Raw genomic sequence first — 21,677 nt, forward strand, 5'->3', positions numbered from 1 at the left:
ACGCGTTGTGGCTTTCCATCACTTACCAACTCCTCTGTTTGAAGTGCTGGTATCCAATATCTCCGAAACACGTCACCCATGGGTGTGCCTGCATTTGTTTGAGTTAGTAATTGATTATCTTCTGGTGTTAACATATGAATATGCCCTCCCTATTTACTATTTTTTGTTATGCCAACTCTACTTGCATAACCTGTTCAATTTTTCCTCGGAAAAATAGCAATGGCTCAGCTGTAGCATCATAGGAAACATTTTTTACATGACCGGTCACAATATAATGATCTCCGCCTTCAATAACTTCTGCAACATTACACTCAATTGTGGCTAGATTTCCATTTAGTAAAGGAACTCTATCCTCCGATAATGTATACGATGCACCAGAGAATTTGTCATCAGCTCTTTTTGCAAATCGCCAGCAATCTTCTTCCTGTTCTTTTTGTAGTATGTTAATCGCAAAAGGAATATCTTTTTTTAGTGTTTGCAAACTGCTAGACTTTTTATCAATACAAACTAATACTAAAGGTGGGTCTAATGAAACCGATGAAAATGCATTCGCCGTTAGCCCAATTTTCTCACCTTTATCAGTAGTTGTAGTTATTACTGTGACACCTGTTGCAAAATTCCCAAGTGTATTTCGAAATTCTCTTGAATCCATATTAATTCCCCCTATACTTTATAATGTTTTTATTCTTCCGAGTAATAAGAAAATTTGGAGCGCCATTTGAATCTCAAAGCGGCTATTGGAATTTGAAAGTTCTACAGAAAGTAACTCTTCAATTCTCAGTATTCTATATCGCATCCCACTAATCGAAATTGACATTTCACGTGCAGTTTTATGCAAATTAAACTCATTTTGTGAGTAATAAAACAATGTTTCCAATAACTCGGAATTCTTCTTCTTATCATAATCGATGATTTCTTTTAATTTTAAACTGGCGAAGGACTCCAATTCTTCTGGTTCTCTGGCATTTAAAAATAATGTTAAATTCCCTAATTCACTTGATAAAATAACACCCGAGTCTCTTGATCGAAACTTTGCTAACTCGACAGCTTTCTTGGCTTCTTTGGCTCGGCTATTAAAATCAGAAATCTTTTCTGTTTTATCGCTAATACCAATGCAAATTTGCTTCTCCGGGACATCGATTATTTTTAATAACCGTTCACCAAATTCTTGTATAGTTACATTTTCATTTTCCAAGAATTGCTTTGGGACAATTGTCTGCACGGTATTCAATTTAGTTAAGACAGGTACATTCGATGTATATTTATTCTCATTTTGAAACAAGTTTGTTAGCTGCCGTCTAATTCTTAAATAGTCATAATTCAAATTATCTTCTTCATTTATGATTCGATCATTTATTTCAATGTAAATGATGTAATGGGGCTGTTTAAGATCATATCCAAGATAAGAAAACCTATTAAAAATATCCCCAACATCTGCACTTTTTTCATTTAATAATTGCTCAAGTAGTTCCCCTTTGAGTCGTTGTTCTGTTTCAATTGCAACTCGTTGGTTTTGCATATACAATGCAACCACAACCGCTACCCGTTCCAGTAAATCTATGTGATAATTATCACTTTTTCTGTTCAATGCTATTGTAATAAATCCATAAACCTTATTTTCAAGTAAGATTGGCGTCGTCAATAATTTAAATGTTTTATCTTTAAGTTCCGTTTCAACGAATTCAGGTATGCTTTCATTATTCTCATCCCAGAAGTTTTTGGCTGACATATTCTTTTTCATACCTGGATTATCACCGTTTTTCCCAAGAACTTCATAATTCATATTTTCGATTAAAACTGGGCAATGTAAACTCTTTCCAAGGATCTCAGCAAACTCTGTGAATCCGCCTCCTTGAAGCATTACCTTTGTTAAATTACGGCTTAATGAGTACCCTGTCTCGAGTCTTTCTTTCTGACGTTCCACTTTTTGATACATTTGATCAAGTTCACCTGACATGTCTTCATCTTCGTAGTAGAGAAGTTCTTCAGAGATTTCATCTCCCCATTCTTCTACCGTTTTCCCAATATAGCTGCAGTGGTCGTCTCCCTTGCCTTTACATTTTACTTCCTTAAAAATAATTCTCTTTCCTAAACACTCACTTGTATAACCACTTGCATAGCCAATTAAGAAATAACAAATGGGTTCTACATGCATCGGGAAATATTCTAAATGCTGTTTGACTTCTGAAGAATCAATCCAGTATCCACAAACATTGAATTGGCCTTTCTCTATGTCTACATTGAACTTATCAGGATAAGATAGAGAACGTCCTGTTAAATCATGCATCTTAGAACCTGCAATCAGCCATTCCAAATCATTTTCCCACTTAATTTTTTCTTTCAATATACGCGCTTCATGCATTCCAGATCGATAAGCATATCTTAATATAAATCTTTTAGCTCTCTGAATTCCCAACGCATTGATTAAGTCTGCGCGAAGAACTGCCCAGCCGTCCATACTAGTTAATCCAAAGTTTAAATCCTGCAGACCTTCACCCAGCTTTGTGGAAATTGTTAGTAAGTCATTAAGAGTAAGTTCACTAGCTTTAAGCTTCAAATAAATCATCCTCACAAAGTCTTTCAGGTAAATGTCGTTCGGCAAAATTGGATAGACTTTCCTTTACGCCTTTTTTCCCAAATTGTAAAAAGAGTTTTTTTTCATTGTAAAATCCTTGTGTAAGCAAATAGCGTAAATAGGTATCCATTGCTCGACGACGTGATACAATATCTTTCATTCCATATTCAAAGAGCCAACTATCAATCACATTAAATATCCCTCGGTTAATAAAATAACTATTTGCACACCAGTCAAAAAACCTCCTATCTGGCAAATGAAAGACATCTTCCATTTGTTCTTGCGAAGGGAATATATTCGTTTCTATTGCATACATATTTGACCCTCCCTTTATTTACTATCCGTGAAAAGGAATTTGCATAGGATAAGACTGTCCTTCCTATGCAAACTTGTCCACCATTGAATAATTCTATAAAATACTAATATTGTACATTGGAAAATTATACTTTTTTACTTTATCGGTATCTTTATCTGTACACAAAGCTTGATTGTAATTTAATATATGTTTATATCTCCCCATGATAGCGCTCTCAAATGACGTCTAATATTTTCAACGCTTGGTTTATAAAGTCATAATACAAACAACTAAACATTTTTAAACAAAGTTTTCGTTTTAAATTGTTGAATCTCTCAGAATTCTTAGCATAAAGTATGAAAAACTCAAAGTTATTTCATATTTTTCTCTACTTCAACTATGCGATCTTATTGCTCTTTACGCATAACAAAGTCCAAAGAAGCTTCATAATGGTCGCCCTTTTTCTCAAATTTTGTAAGAAGATCTAAGCGCACACCATCTGCTACGTCATTTTCTAGCCATTTATCATCATCTGGGAAAACTTGTGTAATAAGTGTTTCATGCCCTTCCGCTTTAAACATTAAATGAAGATGTGCAGGACGCATCGGCTGTTTATCCGTGTATTCTAAAAATTCTCCTGTTGGACCACTTGTTGGAATTGGATAAGGAGTTGGTAGAATTGTTTTCACTTCAAAATCACCGTTCTCGTCTGTATAGAAGTGACCTCTTAGGTTATATTTAGGGGCTACTGAATCAAATGCTGAATAAGTTGCATCTGCATCGTTTTGCCACATTTCAACTTTTATATTACCAAGTGCATGGCCGTCAACACTACTTACATTTCCCTTAAAGTACAAGACTTCTCCTGCTTCATCAGGACGCTGTGTCAATACAAGTGGCCCGCCATTTTCTGATTTTAACAATGGAGATCCATCAATGAAATAAGGCCCTAAAAGTGAAGGTTGTGTTCCAGGCATCTCTGTATACATCGATCGCAATAAGTGCGTTTCTAGAAACACATCTGCAAACAGTGGAAGTTCGCCTGTACGTCCTAACCTATCAGCCCAGTTCACGAAGTTTGTATATTCTTCATGATTTAGTTCCGCTTCATCCAAAAAGCTTTGGATATGTTTAATAAATAAATCGAAAACTTCCACCACACGTTCATTCTTTTTAACCGCTTCTTTTTGCATGATTCAATTCCCCCTAATTATTATTCAATCTAACTTCTTCAATTAACTGTTCTACAAAAAAAATTATTATGAATAATAAGTCTTTCGAGAAGTTAGAATATTTAATCTACAATTACATCTTATTCTAACTAAAAAACAAAATCAACACACTATCAGGCCTAACTATACCAATTATTCAGACCTTTTAGTATTGTTTTTTCATTGAATACAATAAATATTTCTTATCTATAGATCTTGTCAATCTGACTCACAAACAATTCACTTTTATCATACGAAAAATTGCTTACACTGAAAGGTCGCACTCCAGCATAAGCAATTTTGAATTAGAGATGGTTAAATTTTTATTAGCTCTTTTGTTAGTTTTCCAAATTTGCCAGCGAAATAAGTTAAGGCATCTCCTTCATTACTTACGAAGTTCTGTACTTCTCCCACAAACAACACGTGATCACCGCCATCATATTCTCGCCATGGTTTACATTCAATATAGGCAAGAGAATCTTCAAGACGAGGAGCATGTTCACCTTCAATCCAGTTAAAAGGTGCAACTTCTTTCGGTCTACCCGCAAAATGCATTGCGACATCCTCTTGAGCAGAATTTAAAATATTAACAGTAAATGCGTTATTTTTCATATGTTCAAATGCTTTAGTTTTACGGTCTACTGAAACTAATACAAGAGGTGGATCTAGTGAGACAGAAGTAAATGAATTCGCTGTTAATCCATGAGATCCATTTTCTGTTTTACACGTCACGACAGTTACACCCGTTGCAAATTTCCCCATGCAGTTTCTAAATTCTTTAACATCCATTTATATACCCCCTATGATAATTTTATCGTGCGTTAGTTAAAGCGTATGGCTTCCTACCCAATAAACAATAAGCTTGTTCTGCTTTTTGTTGTCTGAAAAGGTCACGGATTCGTGTTGACGAAATAACTTCACCTTTGGAACACGTGACTACAGGATGTTGGAATGCATTAAAATGTTTAGTTAAGTCTTCAATCGAACCGCTTTTCCCACTTCCAAAATGAAAGCCAGGGCCAATCCATATTTCTTTCGGATTAATTTTACTTAATTCATCGATAAAATCTTGCACACTTCTTGATGCGTACACCTGATCAAACGAAGCGAAAACGGTATAGGAGACACCTAACTCTTCAAGAAACTTTTTCTTTTCAGGTAATGAGGTCAGCATGGACTGATTTTGAAAATAAACTTTAGGTGGCGGATCAAATGTGTACACGACTAGTGGAACGTCATAATAATCCGCTTGTGCCTTAGCTTGACTAATTAAAGCTTGATGTCCCCTGTGAATCCCGTCAAATGCACCAATCGTCACAACGGATTGATTCAATTCTAATTGATTGTTTTTAAAACAAATCATAATAGTCGCCTCGCTTTCTCAATTGTACAAAGAGAGAAGGATACTGTCCTTCTGCTCTTAAATTTTACTTATACAGTGCGCATTATAAAATCTAGGGAAGAGACTTTATGCCCATCACTTTCTTCGAGCTTTGTCATTAAGTCCAAGCGAACACCATCTGCTACATCTGTTTCTAGCCATTCATCACCTTCGAAAAATACTTGGGTAATAAGTGTTTCATGACCTTCCGCTTCGAACATTAAATGTAAATGTGCTGGGCGCATTGGATGTTGATCGGTATATTCTAAAAACTCACCTGTCGGTCCATCTGTCGGAATTGAATACGGAAGAGGGACTATGGTTTTAACTTCAAAGTCTCCATTTTCATCTGTGTAAAAATGTCCTCTAAAATTATATTTGGGTGCATCCGAGTCAAATGCCGAATACTTACCAGAAGCATCATTTTGCCACATTTCTACTCTAACTTTTGCGAGTGGTTCCCCATTTGTATTACTAACATTTCCGCTAAAGTACATGACATCCCCAGCTTCATTAGGGCGTTGTGTCAATACGAGTGGTTGTCCTGGTTTAGCTTCGATGAGAGGCGTTCCTTCCACGAAATAGGGTCCTAATAGCGAAGGCTGAGTTCCAGGCTTCTCTGTATACATCGCTCTTAATACATGGCTTTCCAAAAATACGTCTGCATAAAGTGGTAGTTCTCCAGCACTTCCTAAACGATCTGCCCAATCCACAAAGTTTGTGTACTCTTCATGATTCAACTTTGCTTCTTTCAAAAAATTTTGTACATGTGATATGAATAAATTAAATACCTCTTCTACACGTTCATTTTTCTTTGATAGTTGTTTTACCATTATAAATTCCTCCTTTTTATGTTTCATGTTTTTAAAAACTTACTTTTTTCCATAAGCATGTACATCATCGTTATTAACCCACGTCGGATTGACCCAACCATCTAAATCATAATCATCCATACATTTCTGTACAAAGTCTTCAAACTTCTGCGCTCGGCCACTAGCTTTCGCTGTTATTAAGTTTTCCAATCGGATATTTTCGTTGTTGCCTGAATAGTTTCTTTCATATAACTCGTGACGCCCACCATATTCAGTTCCAATTGCATCCCATAGTAACTTAATCACTTTGATTTTCTCTTCAGCCTCTATACCATTTGATCCGCGGTATAGTTTATCAATAATAGGACGTAGTTCAGTATTTTTGAAATCTGCAGCACTAGACGGCTGTACAATTAAACTTCCTGCAACAACTGTCTCTACAATGTTTTTCACATGTGACCAACCGTCAGACATGAACACTCGATATGCCAAGCCATATTCTAGATTGGGTAAAACAGTGTTGTTAGCTCCTTTTTCAGGATTCAATGCCATGGCATCACTCATTGCCCAAAACATATTACGATATGCAATCACTTCACCAATTTGGGCTTGGACACCGCGGAATGAATCCGTTCCATTCCCGCGTAATGCCTTAATGAGTAGACCAGAAATGAAGTCTAATTTCACAGCGAACCTTGTTACACCGTGGAAAGTTAAACGGTGGAGGAATCCACTCTCAGCAAAAAATGTATTCGCTTTTTCAATATCTTTGTAAACTAATACGTTCTCCCATGGTATAAGCGCGTTCTCAAAAACTAGTACGGAATCATTTTCATCAAAACGGCTACTAAGTGGATAGTCGAAAGGACTTCCTGTGACAGCTGCGTTCATTTCATAAGAAGCTCGACAGACTAGTTTAATACCTGGTGTATTCATATCAGCAACGAAAACAAGTGCATATTCTTCGCTAGGAATTGCCAATGCACCGTAGTGAGCAACGAAGTTATAGTTTGTAAGTGCAGAACCTGTTGCAACCATCTTCGCACCACTTACTAAAATCCCTTCTTCCGTTTCACCTACTGCATGAATAAAGACGTCTTTCACTTCATCAATTGGCTTATCTCGATCAACAGGAGGATTAATAATCGCATGGTTGAAGAACCAGTTTTTCTCTTGAACTTCTTTGTACCACCTTCTGGCATTGTCAGCATATTCTCCGTAGTATTCTGGATTTGCACCTAATGTCGCTAAGAACGATGCTTTATAATCCGGTGAACGCCCCATCTGGCCATACGACATTTTAGCCCATTCTGCAATCGCGTCACGCGTTTTAAATAAATCTTCAGGTGTTTCGTCTGGTACGAAGAAACGTTGTGTGTATCCATCGTTCCCTGTGTCAGTTTTTCTTGTTAATATATCTTTATATTTCGGATCATGTAAGGCATCATAAAGGCGAGCGATAGAGCGAGCACTATTTCGAAAACCTGGATGAGTTGTTACATCTTTTACCTTCTCACCATGTAGCCAAATTTCACGATTATCTCTTAAGCTTTCAAGGTATTCCTCACCGGTCATCGGTAGTCTAACTGCTTGTTTTACTGTCATAAATATTCCTCCTTTTAATGTAACCGCTTACTAATCTGAATATTACACTTAGTTTCACATGTATGTAACTGTAAATAAATAGTGACAAATGATTAACGACTATCAGTTTTTGTGGGAGTACATAGAATGACTTTCTAAACAGCAAATTTATTAAATCACATAAAATAAAGACGAATCGATGAGCGATTCGTCTTAGAATTTTTAATTTCCCATTACTTTTAATCCAAAGTATATTCTTGTAGCCAATTGTCCATTAAATCGACCCGATCCAGTTTTCAAATCTATGTCACTTAAAGATTCAATCTTCCCTATACGATAACGTAGACCTGCAATCGATAGATGTAGATCATCAGCCGTTTGTTGAAGGTTACCGTTATTATCTAAATAAGATTTTAATGTTATGAGTAGACTGCCTGAGTTACATTCATCATAATCAACCAGGGTTCCAATTGTGTTCATATAAAACTTTAGAAGTTCCTCATGATCTGTACCTTTCAAAAACATCATAATTCCCTCAAAATCCTTGTAGGTTGCTTGTCTACTACTTACTGGATACGTTAACTGAACAAAATCACAAATCCGTTTTGCATCGATATAACTTTCCTTTAACTTATATACGGAATCTACCAAACGTCCAGATCCAATGTGCACAATGACGTCAGGTATATTATTTTTAATTTCATTTATCAAATTAATGGATAGTTCTTCAGCATCCCGATTTATAGTTTGAGCAGTTATAATAACGATATAATCACATTTTATAAATAAATCCAGCTTAGGGTATTTATTCTCTAAAAAGCGTAACACTCTATCTTTCATACTCTTTGGAATGACTTTAAGAGTGATAATACGATGCGGTTTATTGATATTAAACCCAAAACTTGCAGCTTGTCTACTTAAAGTATTTTCATCTGTAATTTCACTATTAATCATTTTATCAAAAAAGTCTTCTCTCTTACTCCAAAGTGATTCTGCTATTTTACGTTGATGATACATTTGAATTGTAAAAACCATTAATGCTCGTTTAATAATCATTTGTTCTCTTTGATTCAATTTCTCTTTTCCGATGACCATTAGGTTTCCAAGAACTACCTTGTTCTTTATTAAAAATGATTCAAAAAATACACCATTCTGTTGGTTTATAATGACCCCACTTTCCTTCAAGCTTTTATATGCTAATTGCTCTTCATCACAAACAAAATGCGAGGAGTACACTTCATCGAAATGGTCAACCACAATACTGCGCCCCAGAACATTACCAATTGCATGCGTTATTTCGTTAATATCTTTACCTTCCAAGAATAACTCTGTCAACTGATTTTGAACTCTCTCAGATTCAATAATATCTTCATTTAACTGTTCGATTTCTAAATACATATCATCTATTACTGACTGCATAGACTCGCTTTGATAATAGCGTAGGTCTGTTAAATAAGCTTCATCACAATTTGCTACGGTCTCAGCAACAAAATAACATTCTGTGTCTCCTTTACCCTGACAATACTTCTCATACGCGACTACTTCTTGACCAAATGCACTCGTTAAATAACCGCTCGCATAACCAATTAACGTCCAACAAATGGCTTCGTTTCCTATTTCATTTTCAGCAATATGATTCGCAAATTCAAATGAATTTTTCCAATATCCTGTAATATATAAATGATTTCCATTAATCTCTAATATGTCAGGCTCCACAGTTACAATTCCCTCTAATGTGTGCATGACTGTTCCTGATAACATTAGTTCCTCCAGTGACGCCCAATCATATTTTTCTTTAATAGATTCAGCAGCCCGTTTGCCACAAGCCCAGCCGTAGCGCATCAAAAATCCTTTTGCACGTTCTTTACCTAACGTGTTTATTAAGTCACCACGTAAAATCCCCAATGCTTCTACAGAAATTAACCCCATTCTTTTGTCATGAAGTTTAATGATCCCTGTACGCGGATTAATATCAATTAAGTTTTGCAGCAGTAATCTATTTGCTTTCATCAATATATCTCCCTCACTTCATAGCGTGTTAATTTTCATAAGGATTCTATACAATAGTTAGTAATACAAAAACACCTATTGTAACCGCTTTCAACAAGTTCTATAAAAAATCCTCTTTTATCATTAAGAAAAAATGGTGATGTATTATTTTAATACATCACCATTTTTCACTAATCATTTGACATTTTCAACCACAACGGAAATCCCTTGACCTACTCCGATACACATGGATGCCAATCCTAACTTCGCTTCCCTTTTTTGCATCTCGTAAATAAGTGTAGTTAAAATACGCGTTCCACTAGCTCCAAGTGGATGACCTAATGCAATTGCACCACCGTTTACATTTACTTTTTCTATGTCTAAATCAAGCTGTTTCACACACTCTAACGATTGGGAGGCGAACGCTTCATTAATCTCCACCAAATCAAAGTCGGAAGCAGTTAGACCATATTTTTTCATTAACTTTTTTGTCGAGTAAATCGGACCCAGCCCCATCATAGAAGGAGCCAATCCAGCAGTAGCCGAACCTACGAATTTAACAAGTGGCGTTAAATTTAGTTCTTTGGCCAATTCTGCACTCATTAACATAACACCTGAAGCACCGTCATTTATGCCACTTGCATTTCCTGCCGTGATAGTTCCGTCATTAAATAAAGGACGTAATGTGCTTAGTTTATCCAGTGTGGTATCAGGGCGTGGATGTTCATCCGTGTCTATAATTGTTTCCAGTCCTTTACGATCCTTAATTGTCACTGGAATAATTTCATCTTTAAAACGGCCTGACTCCATCGCTTTCTTTGTAAGCTGTTGACTACGATAAGCGAAAGCATCCTGGTCTTGCCGTGAAATATTGCATTGCACTGCAACATTTTCTGCAGTTTGCGGCATGGTTTCCGTACCATACATACGATCTAGTTCAGAGTTTTTAAATCGCCAGCCCATTGTAGTATCTACTAAACCAATATCTCCGCGTGGATAATCCGTTTCGGGCTTCGCCATGACAAAAGGTGCCCTCGTCATACTTTCAGTTCCACCAGCAATGATAACATCACATTCACCCGAAAGAATAGAACGCGCGCCTAAACTCACAGCATCTAAGCTGGAGCCACATAGACGGTTTACAGTCGTACCACTGACTGTTTCAGGTAATCCAGCGAGTAGCAAAGACATCCTAGCGACATTTCGATTGTCTTCTCCAGCACCGTTGGCATTGCCTATAATAACATCATCGATAATCTCAGGAGAAACTTCGGGATTCCGTTCGACTAGTGCTTTAATAACGATAGCTGCTAAATCATCTGGACGGACGGACTTGAATTGTCCTTTATATCTACCGATAGGCGTCCGAACTGCATCTACGATAACTACTTCACGTTTCATACTTTCCCCTCCTGTAATAGTTCATTACTAATAGTATAAAACGCAGTGGTATTGGCTTGTACCTCTTCTATCGTGCTATCTCCCATTAACTCAACTAGTTCATAATTATCGCCTTGCCATTTGAATACCGCTAAGTCAGTAATAATTGTCTCCGCTACACGTTCGGATGTGATGGGGAAAGTGCATTCATCTACAAGTTTGGGTCTTCCATCATTCGCCACATGATTTGTTGTAATAATAATCTTTTTTGCTCCTTCAAGTAAATCCATTGCACCACCAACACCAATAATATCTTTTCCTGGAATTGCCCAGTTCGCAATTCGTCCTCTGGAGTCAATTTGCAAAGCACCAAGGATGGCAACGTCAATATGCCCTCCACGGATCATTGCAAATGAATCCGCACTACTGAAATATGAAGCGCCCAACGCTTCGCCAACAGGGAGTTTTCCAGCATTGACTATTAGCGGATCTATATCCTTTTCTTCAACAGAAGTAACACCTAACAGTCCATTTTCTGTATGTAAAGTGTATAATCCATCGTCAATATAATTAGCAACTAATGTTGGTATTCCAATTCCTAAATTAACAAATGAATAAGGTTCAAGTTCATCTGCGGCGCGTTTTGCTATTAGTTCCCTTTTATTTCCCAATGCTATTCACCCCATCTTTCGTTAATATCAGTTCACTCTTCACAATTGCATCTACAAATAAGTGCGGTGTAGCTATTTCATCTGGATCTAGCTCTCCAACATCAACAATTTCATCGACTTCTGCAATAACGTAGTTTGCTGCAGTTGCCATATTAGGATTAAAATTTCGAGCGGTCTTATAATAAACTAAATTACCTAATCGATCTGCTTTCCACGCTTTAATAATCGCAACATCTGCTTTCAACCCTTCCTGTAACAGATAGGTTTCACCATTAATTTCTTTCGTTTCTTTTCCTCTTGCCAAATCAGTACCCACAGCTGTTTTCGTATAAAAACCACCGAGACCTGCTCCCCCTGATCTAATCGCTTCAGATAATGTTCCTTGTGGTAATAGCTCAATCTCAAGTTTTCCTTCATTATAATACTTTGCCACATCGCGATTACTTGTAAAGTACGATCCAATCGCTTTCTTGATCTTTCCTTGTCTAAGCAAAATACCTAGACCTTCACCAGCTTCCCCAACGTTATTACTAATGACTGTCAATCCAGAGATGTCATGTCTTGTTAAGTGTTCAATGATGGATAAAGGACTGCCAACTAATCCAAATCCACCAACCATCAAAGTGTGGTTAGATTTAATTTCTTTCAAGGCGTCTTCAATAGAAAATAGTTTGTCTAAATACATCTCTTCACCTCTTCATTATTTTTCAAGTAGAGCTAGTATAGATTTTTCGACCTCTGGCTGCCGTTCGAACATAAGTGTGTAATGATTTGCCGGAACTTCAATGCTTGTTAGACTATTTGCTGTCTCTATTGTTTCGTTATATGTCTCTCTGGTGAAAAGTGAATCCTTTTGCCCTAATTTCCCATATGCAATGACGAGTAAAATTGGAGATGTCACTTGTTGGAAAACTTCTTTGGGTTGGAAATCGTAAAAACTATTAAAGTCTTTTTCCATAGCAGTCGCTTGCGATTTATGACGATAACCCTTTTCGTTTTTTTTCACTTCATATCGTGTAATTTCTTCAACAACCTCATCCCACTGAACATCTAATGAGTCATAAATGATTTTCGTTTGATTCACGTAGTCATCTTCTGATTCATATACCTTTTCCAAACGGCTAAGTGATGGAACGATTAATTCGCGTTGACGTTCTTCGGTAGTACCCGCGCCATCTAGTAAAATTAATGCCGCTACATCTATTTCACTAGCCACCTGAGCACAAATGTAAGCCCCCATTGAGTAGCCCATTAAAATGGGCTTTTCAATTTCATACTTTTTAATGAATGCTTTTAAATCTTCAGCATGTCGAAACAGAGAAGTTTGTTTATCGGCAGAACTACTATTGCCCCTCCCACGTAAATCATAACTAATAAACCGATAATCTTTCTCCAGCAATTGTCTATAATGATAAAAAGTTTTATGGTTACCCGTGAGACCATGAATCGCAATAATGGTCTTCTTTTCTTCAGGTATATCGCATACTGCAAGTTTTATGTTTTTATGAATCTCAACTTCTTTTAACATGATTGAATCCTCCTCTTAATCCACTTGATAGACAGTATATTTAACACCTGTAGGTAAACGTTGACCTGTCGAGATAAAGATTCTTTTATTCATCCAATCATATTTTTTAGAGGCAGTTTCAAATATTGGATTTGTACGGAAATAATATTCGTCTACAGTCACTTCTTCATTACGATCAAGACGTTCCAACACTTCTATAGGTCCTGTTCGGATACCACGATAAGACATCATGATTAATTCTTTATCATCTGTTTCTAATAGAATGCGCACGTCTTGGATAATTGTTCCATCCTCTCTGACTGTAATCCAATCATCACCGCCTGGAATAACTTTTCCCTTAATTTCACTGCCGCCAAAGTGGCCACCTTCTACTCGAATAATTCGTCTTGTGCCAATTGGGGTAGTCCCAGGTAAGTGGGCTTTCTCTACAACTAGCTCTAAATCAAATAAGAAAGTAAGTTGTGGTGCTTTAAAATACGCCATTTGTAACTCTCTCCTTTTTTCTTCTGTATTTCTCGATTTTCGTTTCATCTAACTCAACACCTAAACCTGCTCCTGAAGGAATAATTACTTTGCCTTCTTTAAATTTCAGTGGATTTTTAACTAAATCGTCGGCAAGCCATGGTGGTCCGAACGATTCACAGCCGTATGTTAAATTGCGTATTGTACCGAATGCATGAATACTTGCTGCAGAACCGATTGAACTTTCGAGAGACGTACCGCCAAAACAAACTAATCCTGCTGATTCCGCGATAGCAGCAATCTTTAAGGTATTTCGCATACCACCTGATTTATGAATTTTAAGAGAGAATATATCAGCTGCTTTTTCTTGGACAAGTCTTTGCGCATCCTGGATTGTTGCAACACTTTCATCTGCCATTACCGGTACCTTTTTCATGCTAACAAGTTTTGCTGCACCCTCAAAATCAAGTGGTGAAAGTGGTTGTTCCAAAAAATCCACACCAGCATCATTCAAGCGTTCCATCCAACGAACGGCTGTTAACTTATCCCATGAACCGTTTGGATCAATACCAATTGTTGAGATACCGTTTAGACCTTCAGCAATTTTAATTGCTCGCTTTGCGTCATCTATTGGTTGATATTTACCCGCTTTGATTTTGAAGTCTCTATATTGTTTACTACTAACCAGTTCTTTCGCTTCTGCAATATCACCATCTGCATCACCTGTCGCAAGTGCCCATTTTACATCAATCGCTTCTTGGAATAATCCACCTAATAGTTGATGAACAGGGGCGTTATATATTTTACCTACTACATCGAAAAGTGCCATTTCAACTGTTGCTTTCGCGAAAGGATTAGCACGTACATGCCGGTCAAATAATTGGAGTAGCTGTTCAATATTTCTAGGGTCCTGATTAATTAGCAACGGTTTTAGATAACGCTCAATAACAAGCTGCATTGTCTCCACGCTTTCACCGTTCCACCAAATCCCTGGCGTTGTGCCTTCACCAATACCAATAAGCCCATTTTCTAATTCTACTTGGATCACTACAAAACTTTTCGTTGATACAATCTCTGTTGAAAATTGATGAGGTCTTTTAATCGGTACATCTACAATTACTGAACGGATTTGCTTAATCATAGTTTTCATTTTATATTCCCCTTTAATAGATATACTGTTGCCAAATAAGATTTAAAATTGTACGATATACGTACAAGATACAACCATATCGTACAACATAATATAATCATGAAAGTAGGTAGAATGTCAATGAAGAATTCTAATAATTCTATTAAAGATGCTGATTTCATCCAGTCAGTAGAACGTGGTTTACTAATTATTCAAGCTTTCTCAAATGAAAAACCAACACTTACGGTAAGTGAAGCTGCGAAAATCACGAATTTAAGTAGGCCTACCGTGCGCAGGGTTTTACTCACGCTGGAAAGTTTGGGATACGCGGAATCTGCTGATGGTCATTTCTCTTTAACTGCTCGGGTATTGTCCCTCGGATATGCCTATCTATCTTCTAAAAACATATGGGAGATCGCACATCCTCATATGCGAGATCTCGTAGAACAAACTGGTGAATCTACATCTATCTCCGTATTAAACGGAAATGAAATTGTCTATGTTGCCAGAATTCCTACGAAACGAATTATGATGATTGCTTTGGATGTCGGTTCAAGATTACCTGCATATGCAACTTCAATGGGACAAGTATTGCTCGCCAACTTATCTCCATCTGAACTGGAAAATTATTTTACTGATGCACACTTTACATCATTCACAGACAGAACAGTTAGTAGTAAATTAGAATTGACGGAAAGACTTACACAGATTAAGAACGATGGATGGGCCTTTGTTGAACAACAACTAGAAGAAGGCCTTAGTTCATTAGCTGCCCCCATTCGAAATAATGAAGGCAAAGTAGTTGCAGCTATCAATATTTCTTCACATGCAAATCGTATTAACAGAGAAATAGTGAATGATAAATTTCTTCCACTGTTATTAACAACTGCTGAAAAAATCAGTACCGACCTTTCGAAATCACACCGTATTGTGAGACTGTGAAAAGACTCGCTTGGTTCACATGACCGAGCGAGCCTTTTTACTATCCGAGTATTATGGATGCTCTTTGAGATGACGTCCATGAAAATCGTACCCTAATGAATGGGCTTGACTACACATCTTTCCGTTTGAACCAAATAAATGAAAAATACCATTGGGAAGGTATTATATTTCACGTGATGTTGACAACTAAATTAATAATGTGTATGGTAATGTGAATCAATTGACTCAAATGTATTACCATTGGAGGGATATTTTTCATTTAATACCTAGTATTCTAATTTGTTTAATTAAAAAGGGTGGTGTTATTATATAAAGTGGTTTGACATATTCAGCATGAAGGAAGTAAAAAGCAGAAAAATACTAATTTACTAGTCTTGATTTACCTACAAAAAGAATACACTTATAGAGGTGCAATTGTTTATATTCTCCAAACGATATATCCTCATCAATAATAATGAAAAGGGTGAAAGTTTATGAAAAAGTATACTATGCAACTTATGCTCGTTGTTTCACTAGTTTTTTTGTTAGTAGCTTGCGGGAATGACGAAGGTGCATCTGAAGGTAATGAAATAGAAACAGGAAAGAAATACGAACTTAGATTAGGAACCGTCATTAGTGAACCCCATCCTTGGGCAGATATGGCAGAATACTTCGCTGAAGAAGTTGAAAAACAAACTAACGGTAATGTTAAAGTGTCAATTCATGCGAATGGATCGTTAGGAAACGATGAAACGATTATAGAAGAATTACGTATGGGAACAGTCGATTTTATTATTGGCGGTGCTCAAAACGCAGCGGCATTTGTTCCTCAGTATCAAATTTTTGGAATTAGTTACTTGTTTGAAGATATGGATCACTTCGAGAAAGCAATCAGTAATGACAGTCCTTTATATGATTATTTGAAAACTGAATATGAAAACAGAAGTTTAGACATGAAGTTGTTGTCCTTAGCAGGTGGTGGAACGAGATACTTATCGAATAATAAAGGTGAGATCAAAACTCCAGAAGATTTAGACGGTATAAAAATGCGCATTCCAAGCTCACCAATTGAAAGTGAAGTCTGGTCCGCATTAGGGGCGTTGCCTACATCCCTTGCATGGAACGAATTGTACTCAGCTGTTCAAACAGGTGTCGTCAATTCATTTGAAAGTACGTTGAGTGGCTATACAGGTAGTAAGTTATACGAAGTGGCACCATATGTTAGTTTAACGGAACACCTTTACATGGCATCACACTTCTCAATGAGTGAGACAACGTACAATAAGTTACCCGCTGAGTATAACGAAATCATTGAAAAAGTGGCTATTGAGGCTGGGAAATTAGGTACGAAACGCGGTATTGAAATGGATAAAGAGTTACTTGAAGAATTGCCAAGTCTAAAAGTGACGACGACAGAAGTTGATAAACAAGCATTTATCGACATATTAACGCCACTACACGATAAGTTGGCAAAAGACTCTGAAGCCACTGATTTACTAGAAATTGTGAGAGAGTTGAAAGACTGACCGATTTAACTATTCGTTTTGCCAGTGTGAAAATCTAGGTTATAAACTGGCAAAACAACTATCTAATTAGCAAGATTATTGTATTTGTCAAAGGGGTTTTTATAGTGCTGTTTAAATTTAACAACTTCGTTGAACGATTTCTAACCTTTGTCTCTGTACTATTATTAGCTACCTTTATTATTGTTGTATTTGTGAAGGTTATTGCGAGAAACTATTTTGACATTCCGATGGTTTGGGCTGATGAATTTTCGCTACTCTGTTTCATGTGGACTGTGTTTTTAGGTGCAGCCATTGCTCTTCGACATAAGAAGCACTTTATTGTCGACTTGGCACCGTCTAAATTGAAATTAAACTTAGGTTTCGATATTTTATCACATTTCATCATTCTTTCACTCATCTACGTCATGATTGTTTACGGTTATAAATTTACTATGTCGGGTATGTCGCGTGCGTCAAATTCCTTACCTTTTACATTATCTTATTTCTTTGCCACGATTCCCGTTTCTGGGGTTGCGATGTTGTTATTTACAATCGAATTGATTATTACAGATACAAAGAAGTTTTTGAAATTAACTAGTAAAGAGGTGTATGTTGATTGAATCCACTCATTCTACTCCTCATCGTGTTCTTTGGTTTGATTTTCATACGTGTGCCGATTGCATTCGCTTTAGGGATTTCCTCTATGGTTACAATAATATATATCGATTTACCATTTACGAGTGTTATAAATCATATGTTCGCGAGCATTAACTCTTTTACACTTCTTGCCGTTCCATTCTTCCTTCTATTAGGTAGTTTAATGAATGACGGGGGCATTACAAATCGATTGATTAATTTCTCGAGAACACTCGTCGGTCATATTAAAGGCGGCCTCGGCCACATCAACATATTAGTGAGTATGATTATGGCGGGATTGTCTGGATCCGCCGCAGCAGATACTGCAGCTGTTGGATCCACATTAATCCCAGCAATGGTAAAAGAAAAATACGATGCAGGTTTTACAGTAGCGATTACGGCTGCGTCTTCCACGTTAGGTGTCATCATTCCACCTAGTATTATGATGGTGGTGTACGGTGCAATGGCCCAAGTTTCAATTGGAAAGCTTTTTTTAGCCGGTATTGTGCCAGGTATATTAATTGGTTTAGTTCAAATGGGATATACATACTACATGGCTGTTAAGCATGACTACCCTGCTTACCCAAGAGCAACGATAAAAGAAGTACGAACTTCATTTAAGCAAGCTGTGGCTACATTATTATTACCGGTCATTATTTTAGGTGGAATTGTAGGTGGGTTTTTCACACCGACTGAAGCCGCTGTTATTGCTGTTTTTTATGCTTTAGTACTTATGTTTTTTTACAAATCCTTAAAAGTAAAAGAGTTACCAAGGATTTTAAAGGAGTCAGTCATTATGTATTCCTTGCCAATGTTCGCAATCGCGACTGCAGGTATTATGGGCTGGCTCATCGGTTATTTACATGCACCTGAATTGGTTGCGGATTTCATTACGAATATAACTACATCATCTTCTGGTATATATTTAATGATCGTTGCTTTTCTACTAGTAGTTGGAACATTTTTAAGTCCTTTGGAAGCAATCATTATTTTCTTACCAATTCTTATGAAGTTGGGGGCAATTGCCAATTTAGACCCAGTTCATATGGGCATCATCGTTTGTTTAACGTTAGCAGTTGGTATGGTGACGCCGCCTTATGGTATTTGTTTACTCATTGCGACGCAAATTGCGGAAATCTCCACACCGCGCGCATTTTTAGCAGTTTTGCCGATCATTGGGTTAACATTAGGTGTCATTTTACTCGGTGTATTTGTACCAAACCTGTTTTTATTTCTCCCTAATTTACTAATGCCTGATTAAAAAAACATCCACGAATAACATTTTAAATGGAGAGGAAAGATTGATGATGTATTCATTTATTAAAACACCGGAACAGAGGAAGTTAATAGAACAAATAGAAGCGTTAAAGCCTTCGTTTCGTGCACGCGAACCTGAACTAGATGCACTAGGTTCATTTCCTTTTAAAGATATAGAAGAACTTAAACAAATCAACTATCATTTGTTAACGTTACCGAAAGAAAATGGCGGGCAAGGTTTTGGATTGTATGAATATATATTAGCGCAAGAGGCTATTTCTGAAGGTAGTGGCTCGACCGGTTTATCGATTGGTTGGCATAATGGAATTGTGCTTGAATATGCGGAAAACCGCCACTGGAATGAACAGGCTGGTCAGTTTTTAGTAAAGGAAATACGAAAAGGTGCTCTCATTAACTCGCTTGGTACGGAAAATAATACTGGAAGTCCGACGCGAGGTGGATTGCCACAGACGAATGCAGTTGCTGATGGTGATGATCTAATCATAAATGGCGAGAAGACTTACGCCTCACTATCACCCGTTCTCGATTATTTTCTTGTTTCCGCAACGACTGAAGAAAAAGAAGTTGAGCACATTATGATTCCGCGTACAGCTACTGGTATATCTATTGAACAGTCGTGGGATAGTTTAGCTATGCGAGGTACCGCGAGTGATACAGTAGTATTTAACAACGTCCGTGTGCCAAGGATAAATATTTTGAAGAAAAACAAACCTGTTGAACCTGTATCAAAGGGTTGGTTACTTCATATTCCTGCTTGCTATATCGGAATTGCAGCGGCGGCAAGAAATTATGCTCTGGAATTTGCCACTTCCTATGTACCTGTCTCACTTGGTAAATCCATTGCCGAAGTGCCATCCATTAGTCAAAAGATCGGGGATATGGAGCTAGAGCTGTCTACAGCGAGACATTTATTGTACGGAACGATTGAACGCTATGAAGCAGCGACTGATAAAACAACTTTTGAAGAGTCATTAGATGTAACGAAAATAGCCGTTACAAGTGCGGCAATATCGATTGTTAATACAGCGATGGAAATTGTTGGTTCACGTGCATTGTCTGAGTCGAATCCCATGCACCGTTACTATTTAAATGTCAGAGCCGGCCTATATAATCCCCCGATGAACGACGTCGTTATTTCTAAAATGGCGAATAATGCGATTCAATCGATGAAAAAGTCTACAATGAAATAATTTAATAAGCAATACAATTATCCACAGTGATTCGAACAACTATAAATACAATAAAGCACCGCAAATTGCGGTGCTTTATTTCATATATTATTTAAAAAAATGTATTTTTTATACTTAAATCACATTTTCACATCTCATAAGCTCGTTCTTAACAAACACAGATGGAAGGTGTTTTCTATTATCGGAAGTAGCATACTTTATATAGCTAAGTATTGTGGCAGTAAATTACTTCTCAAGAAATTCTGGTTGTTCGTTTGTAATTCGTTCCCATAATGGTTGAAAACTAAACCATCCAGCTAATGATGTTCCTAATTCTTGTGCTGTATCTTCGGCAACTTCATCTGAAATAATTTTAGGTGTTCCTACAGCTTCCGCCATTAATTGCTGTTGACAACACTTCTCCATTGTTATAAACCACCAGGCAGCTTCGTCAATTGTTTGACCGACAGTTAAAAGACCATGATTTTGCAATATTAACGCCTTCTGGTTCTCAAGTAACTCACCCAATTTTTTCCCTTCACTATAGTCTAATACTACCCCATTAAATTCTTCATATAAACCATGCCTATTAAAAAACACACATGAATCTTGTGAAATCGGATCCAATGATCGTCCTAATGCTGACCAAGTGGTACCAAACGTAGAATGCGCATGGGTAACAGCATTTACATGTGGCAATGCTTCATGTATTTGTGAGTGGATAGCTAATCCTGCTGCATTTACAACAGAATCTTTTTTCCCTTCAATAATCTCTCCTTTGAAATTAGCTAGTACTAAATCTGATACTTTCATTTGACTGAAGTGTTTGCCAAAAGGGTTCACCCAAAATAATTCAGGATGTTCTGGGTCTCTTACTGTCATATGTCCAGCTATGCCATTATCAAATCCAAATCGCGAAAACAGTCTAAATGCCCCTGCCAATCGTTCTTTTATATGTGTTCGTTCTTCTTCATATGTTGCAAACTCTGGTGGTGTTGGAAAAGTAAATTCTGCTTTCATAATATCTCTTACCTCCATAAATTTAGTTTGATTATTACTATACATCGAGCATACTTTACAACGCGAAGTTATAAGTCAATTCAACTAAATGTTTTCAAGTTGAGTGTATGCTTTTTTAACTAATTCATATT

At 37.0% G+C, this 21,677-nt stretch carries 21 protein-coding genes; 5 read left to right on the forward strand and 16 right to left on the reverse strand.

Going from position 1 to position 21,677, the window contains the following annotated elements; translation table 11 throughout:
• Positions 1-166 precede the first annotated feature (166 nt).
• The 15 genes from CSV68_RS13675 to CSV68_RS13745 all read right to left on the reverse strand — a co-directional run bounded on the left by CSV68_RS13675 (position 167) and on the right by CSV68_RS13745 (position 15,038).
• The gene (locus CSV68_RS13675; protein ID WP_099662409.1) at positions 167-652 is read right to left on the reverse strand and encodes a flavin reductase family protein; all 486 of its coding nucleotides are present in this window, start codon (positions 650-652) and stop codon (positions 167-169) included.
• 18 nt (positions 653-670) lie between these two features.
• Complete coding sequence (locus CSV68_RS13680) at positions 671-2,557, reverse strand: XylR N-terminal domain-containing protein (protein WP_158233529.1); 1,887 nt, start codon at positions 2,555-2,557, stop codon at positions 671-673.
• Positions 2,547-2,891, reverse strand: coding sequence for an RNA-binding protein (locus CSV68_RS13685; RefSeq protein WP_099662411.1), 345 nt, complete (start codon positions 2,889-2,891; stop codon positions 2,547-2,549). Before CSV68_RS13685 ends, CSV68_RS13680 begins: the two co-directional genes overlap by 11 nt.
• Before the next feature lie 386 nt (positions 2,892-3,277).
• Entirely contained in the window at positions 3,278-4,063 is a 786-nt protein-coding gene (locus tag CSV68_RS13690; protein ID WP_099662412.1) for a dioxygenase family protein, read from the reverse strand.
• A 333-nt stretch (positions 4,064-4,396) separates the two neighbouring features.
• Positions 4,397-4,870, reverse strand: coding sequence for a flavin reductase family protein (locus CSV68_RS13695; RefSeq protein WP_099662413.1), 474 nt, complete (start codon positions 4,868-4,870; stop codon positions 4,397-4,399).
• A 22-nt stretch (positions 4,871-4,892) separates the two neighbouring features.
• On the reverse strand, positions 4,893-5,444 hold the full coding sequence (locus CSV68_RS13700; RefSeq protein ID WP_099662414.1) for an FAD synthetase family protein: 552 nt from the start codon (positions 5,442-5,444) through the stop codon (positions 4,893-4,895).
• 68 nt (positions 5,445-5,512) lie between these two features.
• Entirely contained in the window at positions 5,513-6,295 is a 783-nt protein-coding gene (locus tag CSV68_RS13705; protein WP_099662415.1) for a dioxygenase family protein, read from the reverse strand.
• Positions 6,296-6,334: 39 nt separating this feature from the next.
• Complete coding sequence (locus CSV68_RS13710; RefSeq protein ID WP_099635254.1) at positions 6,335-7,879, reverse strand: 4-hydroxyphenylacetate 3-hydroxylase family protein; 1,545 nt, start codon at positions 7,877-7,879, stop codon at positions 6,335-6,337.
• Positions 7,880-8,080: 201 nt separating this feature from the next.
• A complete protein-coding gene (locus CSV68_RS13715; RefSeq protein WP_099662416.1) occupies positions 8,081-9,868 on the reverse strand; it encodes a XylR N-terminal domain-containing protein in 1,788 nt (595 codons plus the stop codon).
• Between the two features lie 174 nt (positions 9,869-10,042).
• Positions 10,043-11,248, reverse strand: a complete 1,206-nt coding sequence (locus CSV68_RS13720; RefSeq protein WP_099662417.1) for a thiolase family protein — start codon at positions 11,246-11,248, stop codon at positions 10,043-10,045.
• Positions 11,245-11,898 (reverse strand): 3-oxoacid CoA-transferase subunit B, encoded by a 654-nt coding sequence (locus CSV68_RS13725; protein ID WP_099635251.1) that lies wholly within the window; start codon positions 11,896-11,898, stop codon positions 11,245-11,247. The genes CSV68_RS13720 and CSV68_RS13725 overlap by 4 nt, the downstream gene beginning before the upstream one ends.
• A complete protein-coding gene (locus tag CSV68_RS13730) occupies positions 11,888-12,583 on the reverse strand; it encodes a CoA transferase subunit A (RefSeq protein ID WP_099662418.1) in 696 nt (231 codons plus the stop codon). Before CSV68_RS13730 ends, CSV68_RS13725 begins: the two co-directional genes overlap by 11 nt.
• 15 nt (positions 12,584-12,598) lie before the next feature.
• Positions 12,599-13,426: an alpha/beta fold hydrolase gene (locus CSV68_RS13735; protein WP_099662419.1), complete on the reverse strand. Its 828-nt coding sequence runs from the start codon at positions 13,424-13,426 to the stop codon at positions 12,599-12,601.
• 15 nt (positions 13,427-13,441) lie between these two features.
• Positions 13,442-13,909: a DUF3237 domain-containing protein gene (locus CSV68_RS13740; RefSeq protein WP_099662420.1), complete on the reverse strand. Its 468-nt coding sequence runs from the start codon at positions 13,907-13,909 to the stop codon at positions 13,442-13,444.
• Positions 13,896-15,038, reverse strand: a complete 1,143-nt coding sequence (locus CSV68_RS13745; protein WP_099662421.1) for a muconate/chloromuconate family cycloisomerase — start codon at positions 15,036-15,038, stop codon at positions 13,896-13,898. The genes CSV68_RS13740 and CSV68_RS13745 overlap by 14 nt, the downstream gene beginning before the upstream one ends.
• A 120-nt stretch (positions 15,039-15,158) precedes the next feature.
• Here CSV68_RS13745 and CSV68_RS13750 point away from each other — a divergent pair, with 120 nt between their 5' ends.
• From CSV68_RS13750 to CSV68_RS13770, 5 genes are all read left to right on the forward strand, one after another.
• The gene (locus CSV68_RS13750; protein WP_099662422.1) at positions 15,159-15,959 is read left to right on the forward strand and encodes an IclR family transcriptional regulator domain-containing protein; all 801 of its coding nucleotides are present in this window, start codon (positions 15,159-15,161) and stop codon (positions 15,957-15,959) included.
• Positions 15,960-16,432: 473 nt separating this feature from the next.
• Positions 16,433-17,464: a TRAP transporter substrate-binding protein gene (locus tag CSV68_RS13755; RefSeq protein ID WP_099662423.1), complete on the forward strand. Its 1,032-nt coding sequence runs from the start codon at positions 16,433-16,435 to the stop codon at positions 17,462-17,464.
• Positions 17,465-17,568: 104 nt separating this feature from the next.
• A complete protein-coding gene (locus CSV68_RS13760; RefSeq protein WP_158233530.1) occupies positions 17,569-18,063 on the forward strand; it encodes a TRAP transporter small permease in 495 nt (164 codons plus the stop codon).
• The gene (locus CSV68_RS13765) at positions 18,060-19,340 is read left to right on the forward strand and encodes a TRAP transporter large permease (protein WP_099662425.1); all 1,281 of its coding nucleotides are present in this window, start codon (positions 18,060-18,062) and stop codon (positions 19,338-19,340) included. The genes CSV68_RS13760 and CSV68_RS13765 overlap by 4 nt, the downstream gene beginning before the upstream one ends.
• Positions 19,341-19,383: 43 nt before the next feature.
• Positions 19,384-20,547, forward strand: coding sequence for an acyl-CoA dehydrogenase family protein (locus tag CSV68_RS13770; RefSeq protein ID WP_233192927.1), 1,164 nt, complete (start codon positions 19,384-19,386; stop codon positions 20,545-20,547).
• 225 nt (positions 20,548-20,772) lie between these two features.
• On the opposite strand, the gene CSV68_RS13775 is transcribed toward CSV68_RS13770, so the two are convergent.
• A complete protein-coding gene (locus tag CSV68_RS13775) occupies positions 20,773-21,591 on the reverse strand; it encodes a class II aldolase/adducin family protein (protein ID WP_099662426.1) in 819 nt (272 codons plus the stop codon).
• Positions 21,592-21,677: the final 86 nt, after the last annotated feature.

Source organism: Sporosarcina sp. P29, assembly GCF_002743265.1.
Classification (GTDB): Bacteria; Bacillota; Bacilli; order Bacillales_A; family Planococcaceae; genus Sporosarcina.

Coding starts and splice junctions, on each gene's coding strand:
- CSV68_RS13675 (WP_099662409.1), bottom strand. CDS start 652: ATGGATTCAAGAGAATTTCGAAATACACTTGGGAATTTTGCAACAGGT.
- CSV68_RS13685 (WP_099662411.1), bottom strand. CDS start 2,891: ATGTATGCAATAGAAACGAATATATTCCCTTCGCAAGAACAAATGGAA.
- CSV68_RS13690 (WP_099662412.1), bottom strand. CDS start 4,063: ATGCAAAAAGAAGCGGTTAAAAAGAATGAACGTGTGGTGGAAGTTTTC.
- CSV68_RS13695 (WP_099662413.1), bottom strand. CDS start 4,870: ATGGATGTTAAAGAATTTAGAAACTGCATGGGGAAATTTGCAACGGGT.
- CSV68_RS13700 (WP_099662414.1), bottom strand. CDS start 5,444: ATGATTTGTTTTAAAAACAATCAATTAGAATTGAATCAATCCGTTGTG.
- CSV68_RS13705 (WP_099662415.1), bottom strand. CDS start 6,295: ATGGTAAAACAACTATCAAAGAAAAATGAACGTGTAGAAGAGGTATTT.
- CSV68_RS13710 (WP_099635254.1), bottom strand. CDS start 7,879: ATGACAGTAAAACAAGCAGTTAGACTACCGATGACCGGTGAGGAATAC.
- CSV68_RS13715 (WP_099662416.1), bottom strand. CDS start 9,868: ATGAAAGCAAATAGATTACTGCTGCAAAACTTAATTGATATTAATCCG.
- CSV68_RS13720 (WP_099662417.1), bottom strand. CDS start 11,248: ATGAAACGTGAAGTAGTTATCGTAGATGCAGTTCGGACGCCTATCGGT.
- CSV68_RS13730 (WP_099662418.1), bottom strand. CDS start 12,583: ATGTATTTAGACAAACTATTTTCTATTGAAGACGCCTTGAAAGAAATT.
- CSV68_RS13735 (WP_099662419.1), bottom strand. CDS start 13,426: ATGTTAAAAGAAGTTGAGATTCATAAAAACATAAAACTTGCAGTATGC.
- CSV68_RS13740 (WP_099662420.1), bottom strand. CDS start 13,909: ATGGCGTATTTTAAAGCACCACAACTTACTTTCTTATTTGATTTAGAG.
- CSV68_RS13745 (WP_099662421.1), bottom strand. CDS start 15,038: ATGAAAACTATGATTAAGCAAATCCGTTCAGTAATTGTAGATGTACCG.
- CSV68_RS13750 (WP_099662422.1), top strand. CDS start 15,159: ATGAAGAATTCTAATAATTCTATTAAAGATGCTGATTTCATCCAGTCA.
- CSV68_RS13755 (WP_099662423.1), top strand. CDS start 16,433: ATGAAAAAGTATACTATGCAACTTATGCTCGTTGTTTCACTAGTTTTT.
- CSV68_RS13770 (WP_233192927.1), top strand. CDS start 19,384: ATGATGTATTCATTTATTAAAACACCGGAACAGAGGAAGTTAATAGAA.
- CSV68_RS13775 (WP_099662426.1), bottom strand. CDS start 21,591: ATGTATAGTAATAATCAAACTAAATTTATGGAGGTAAGAGATATTATG.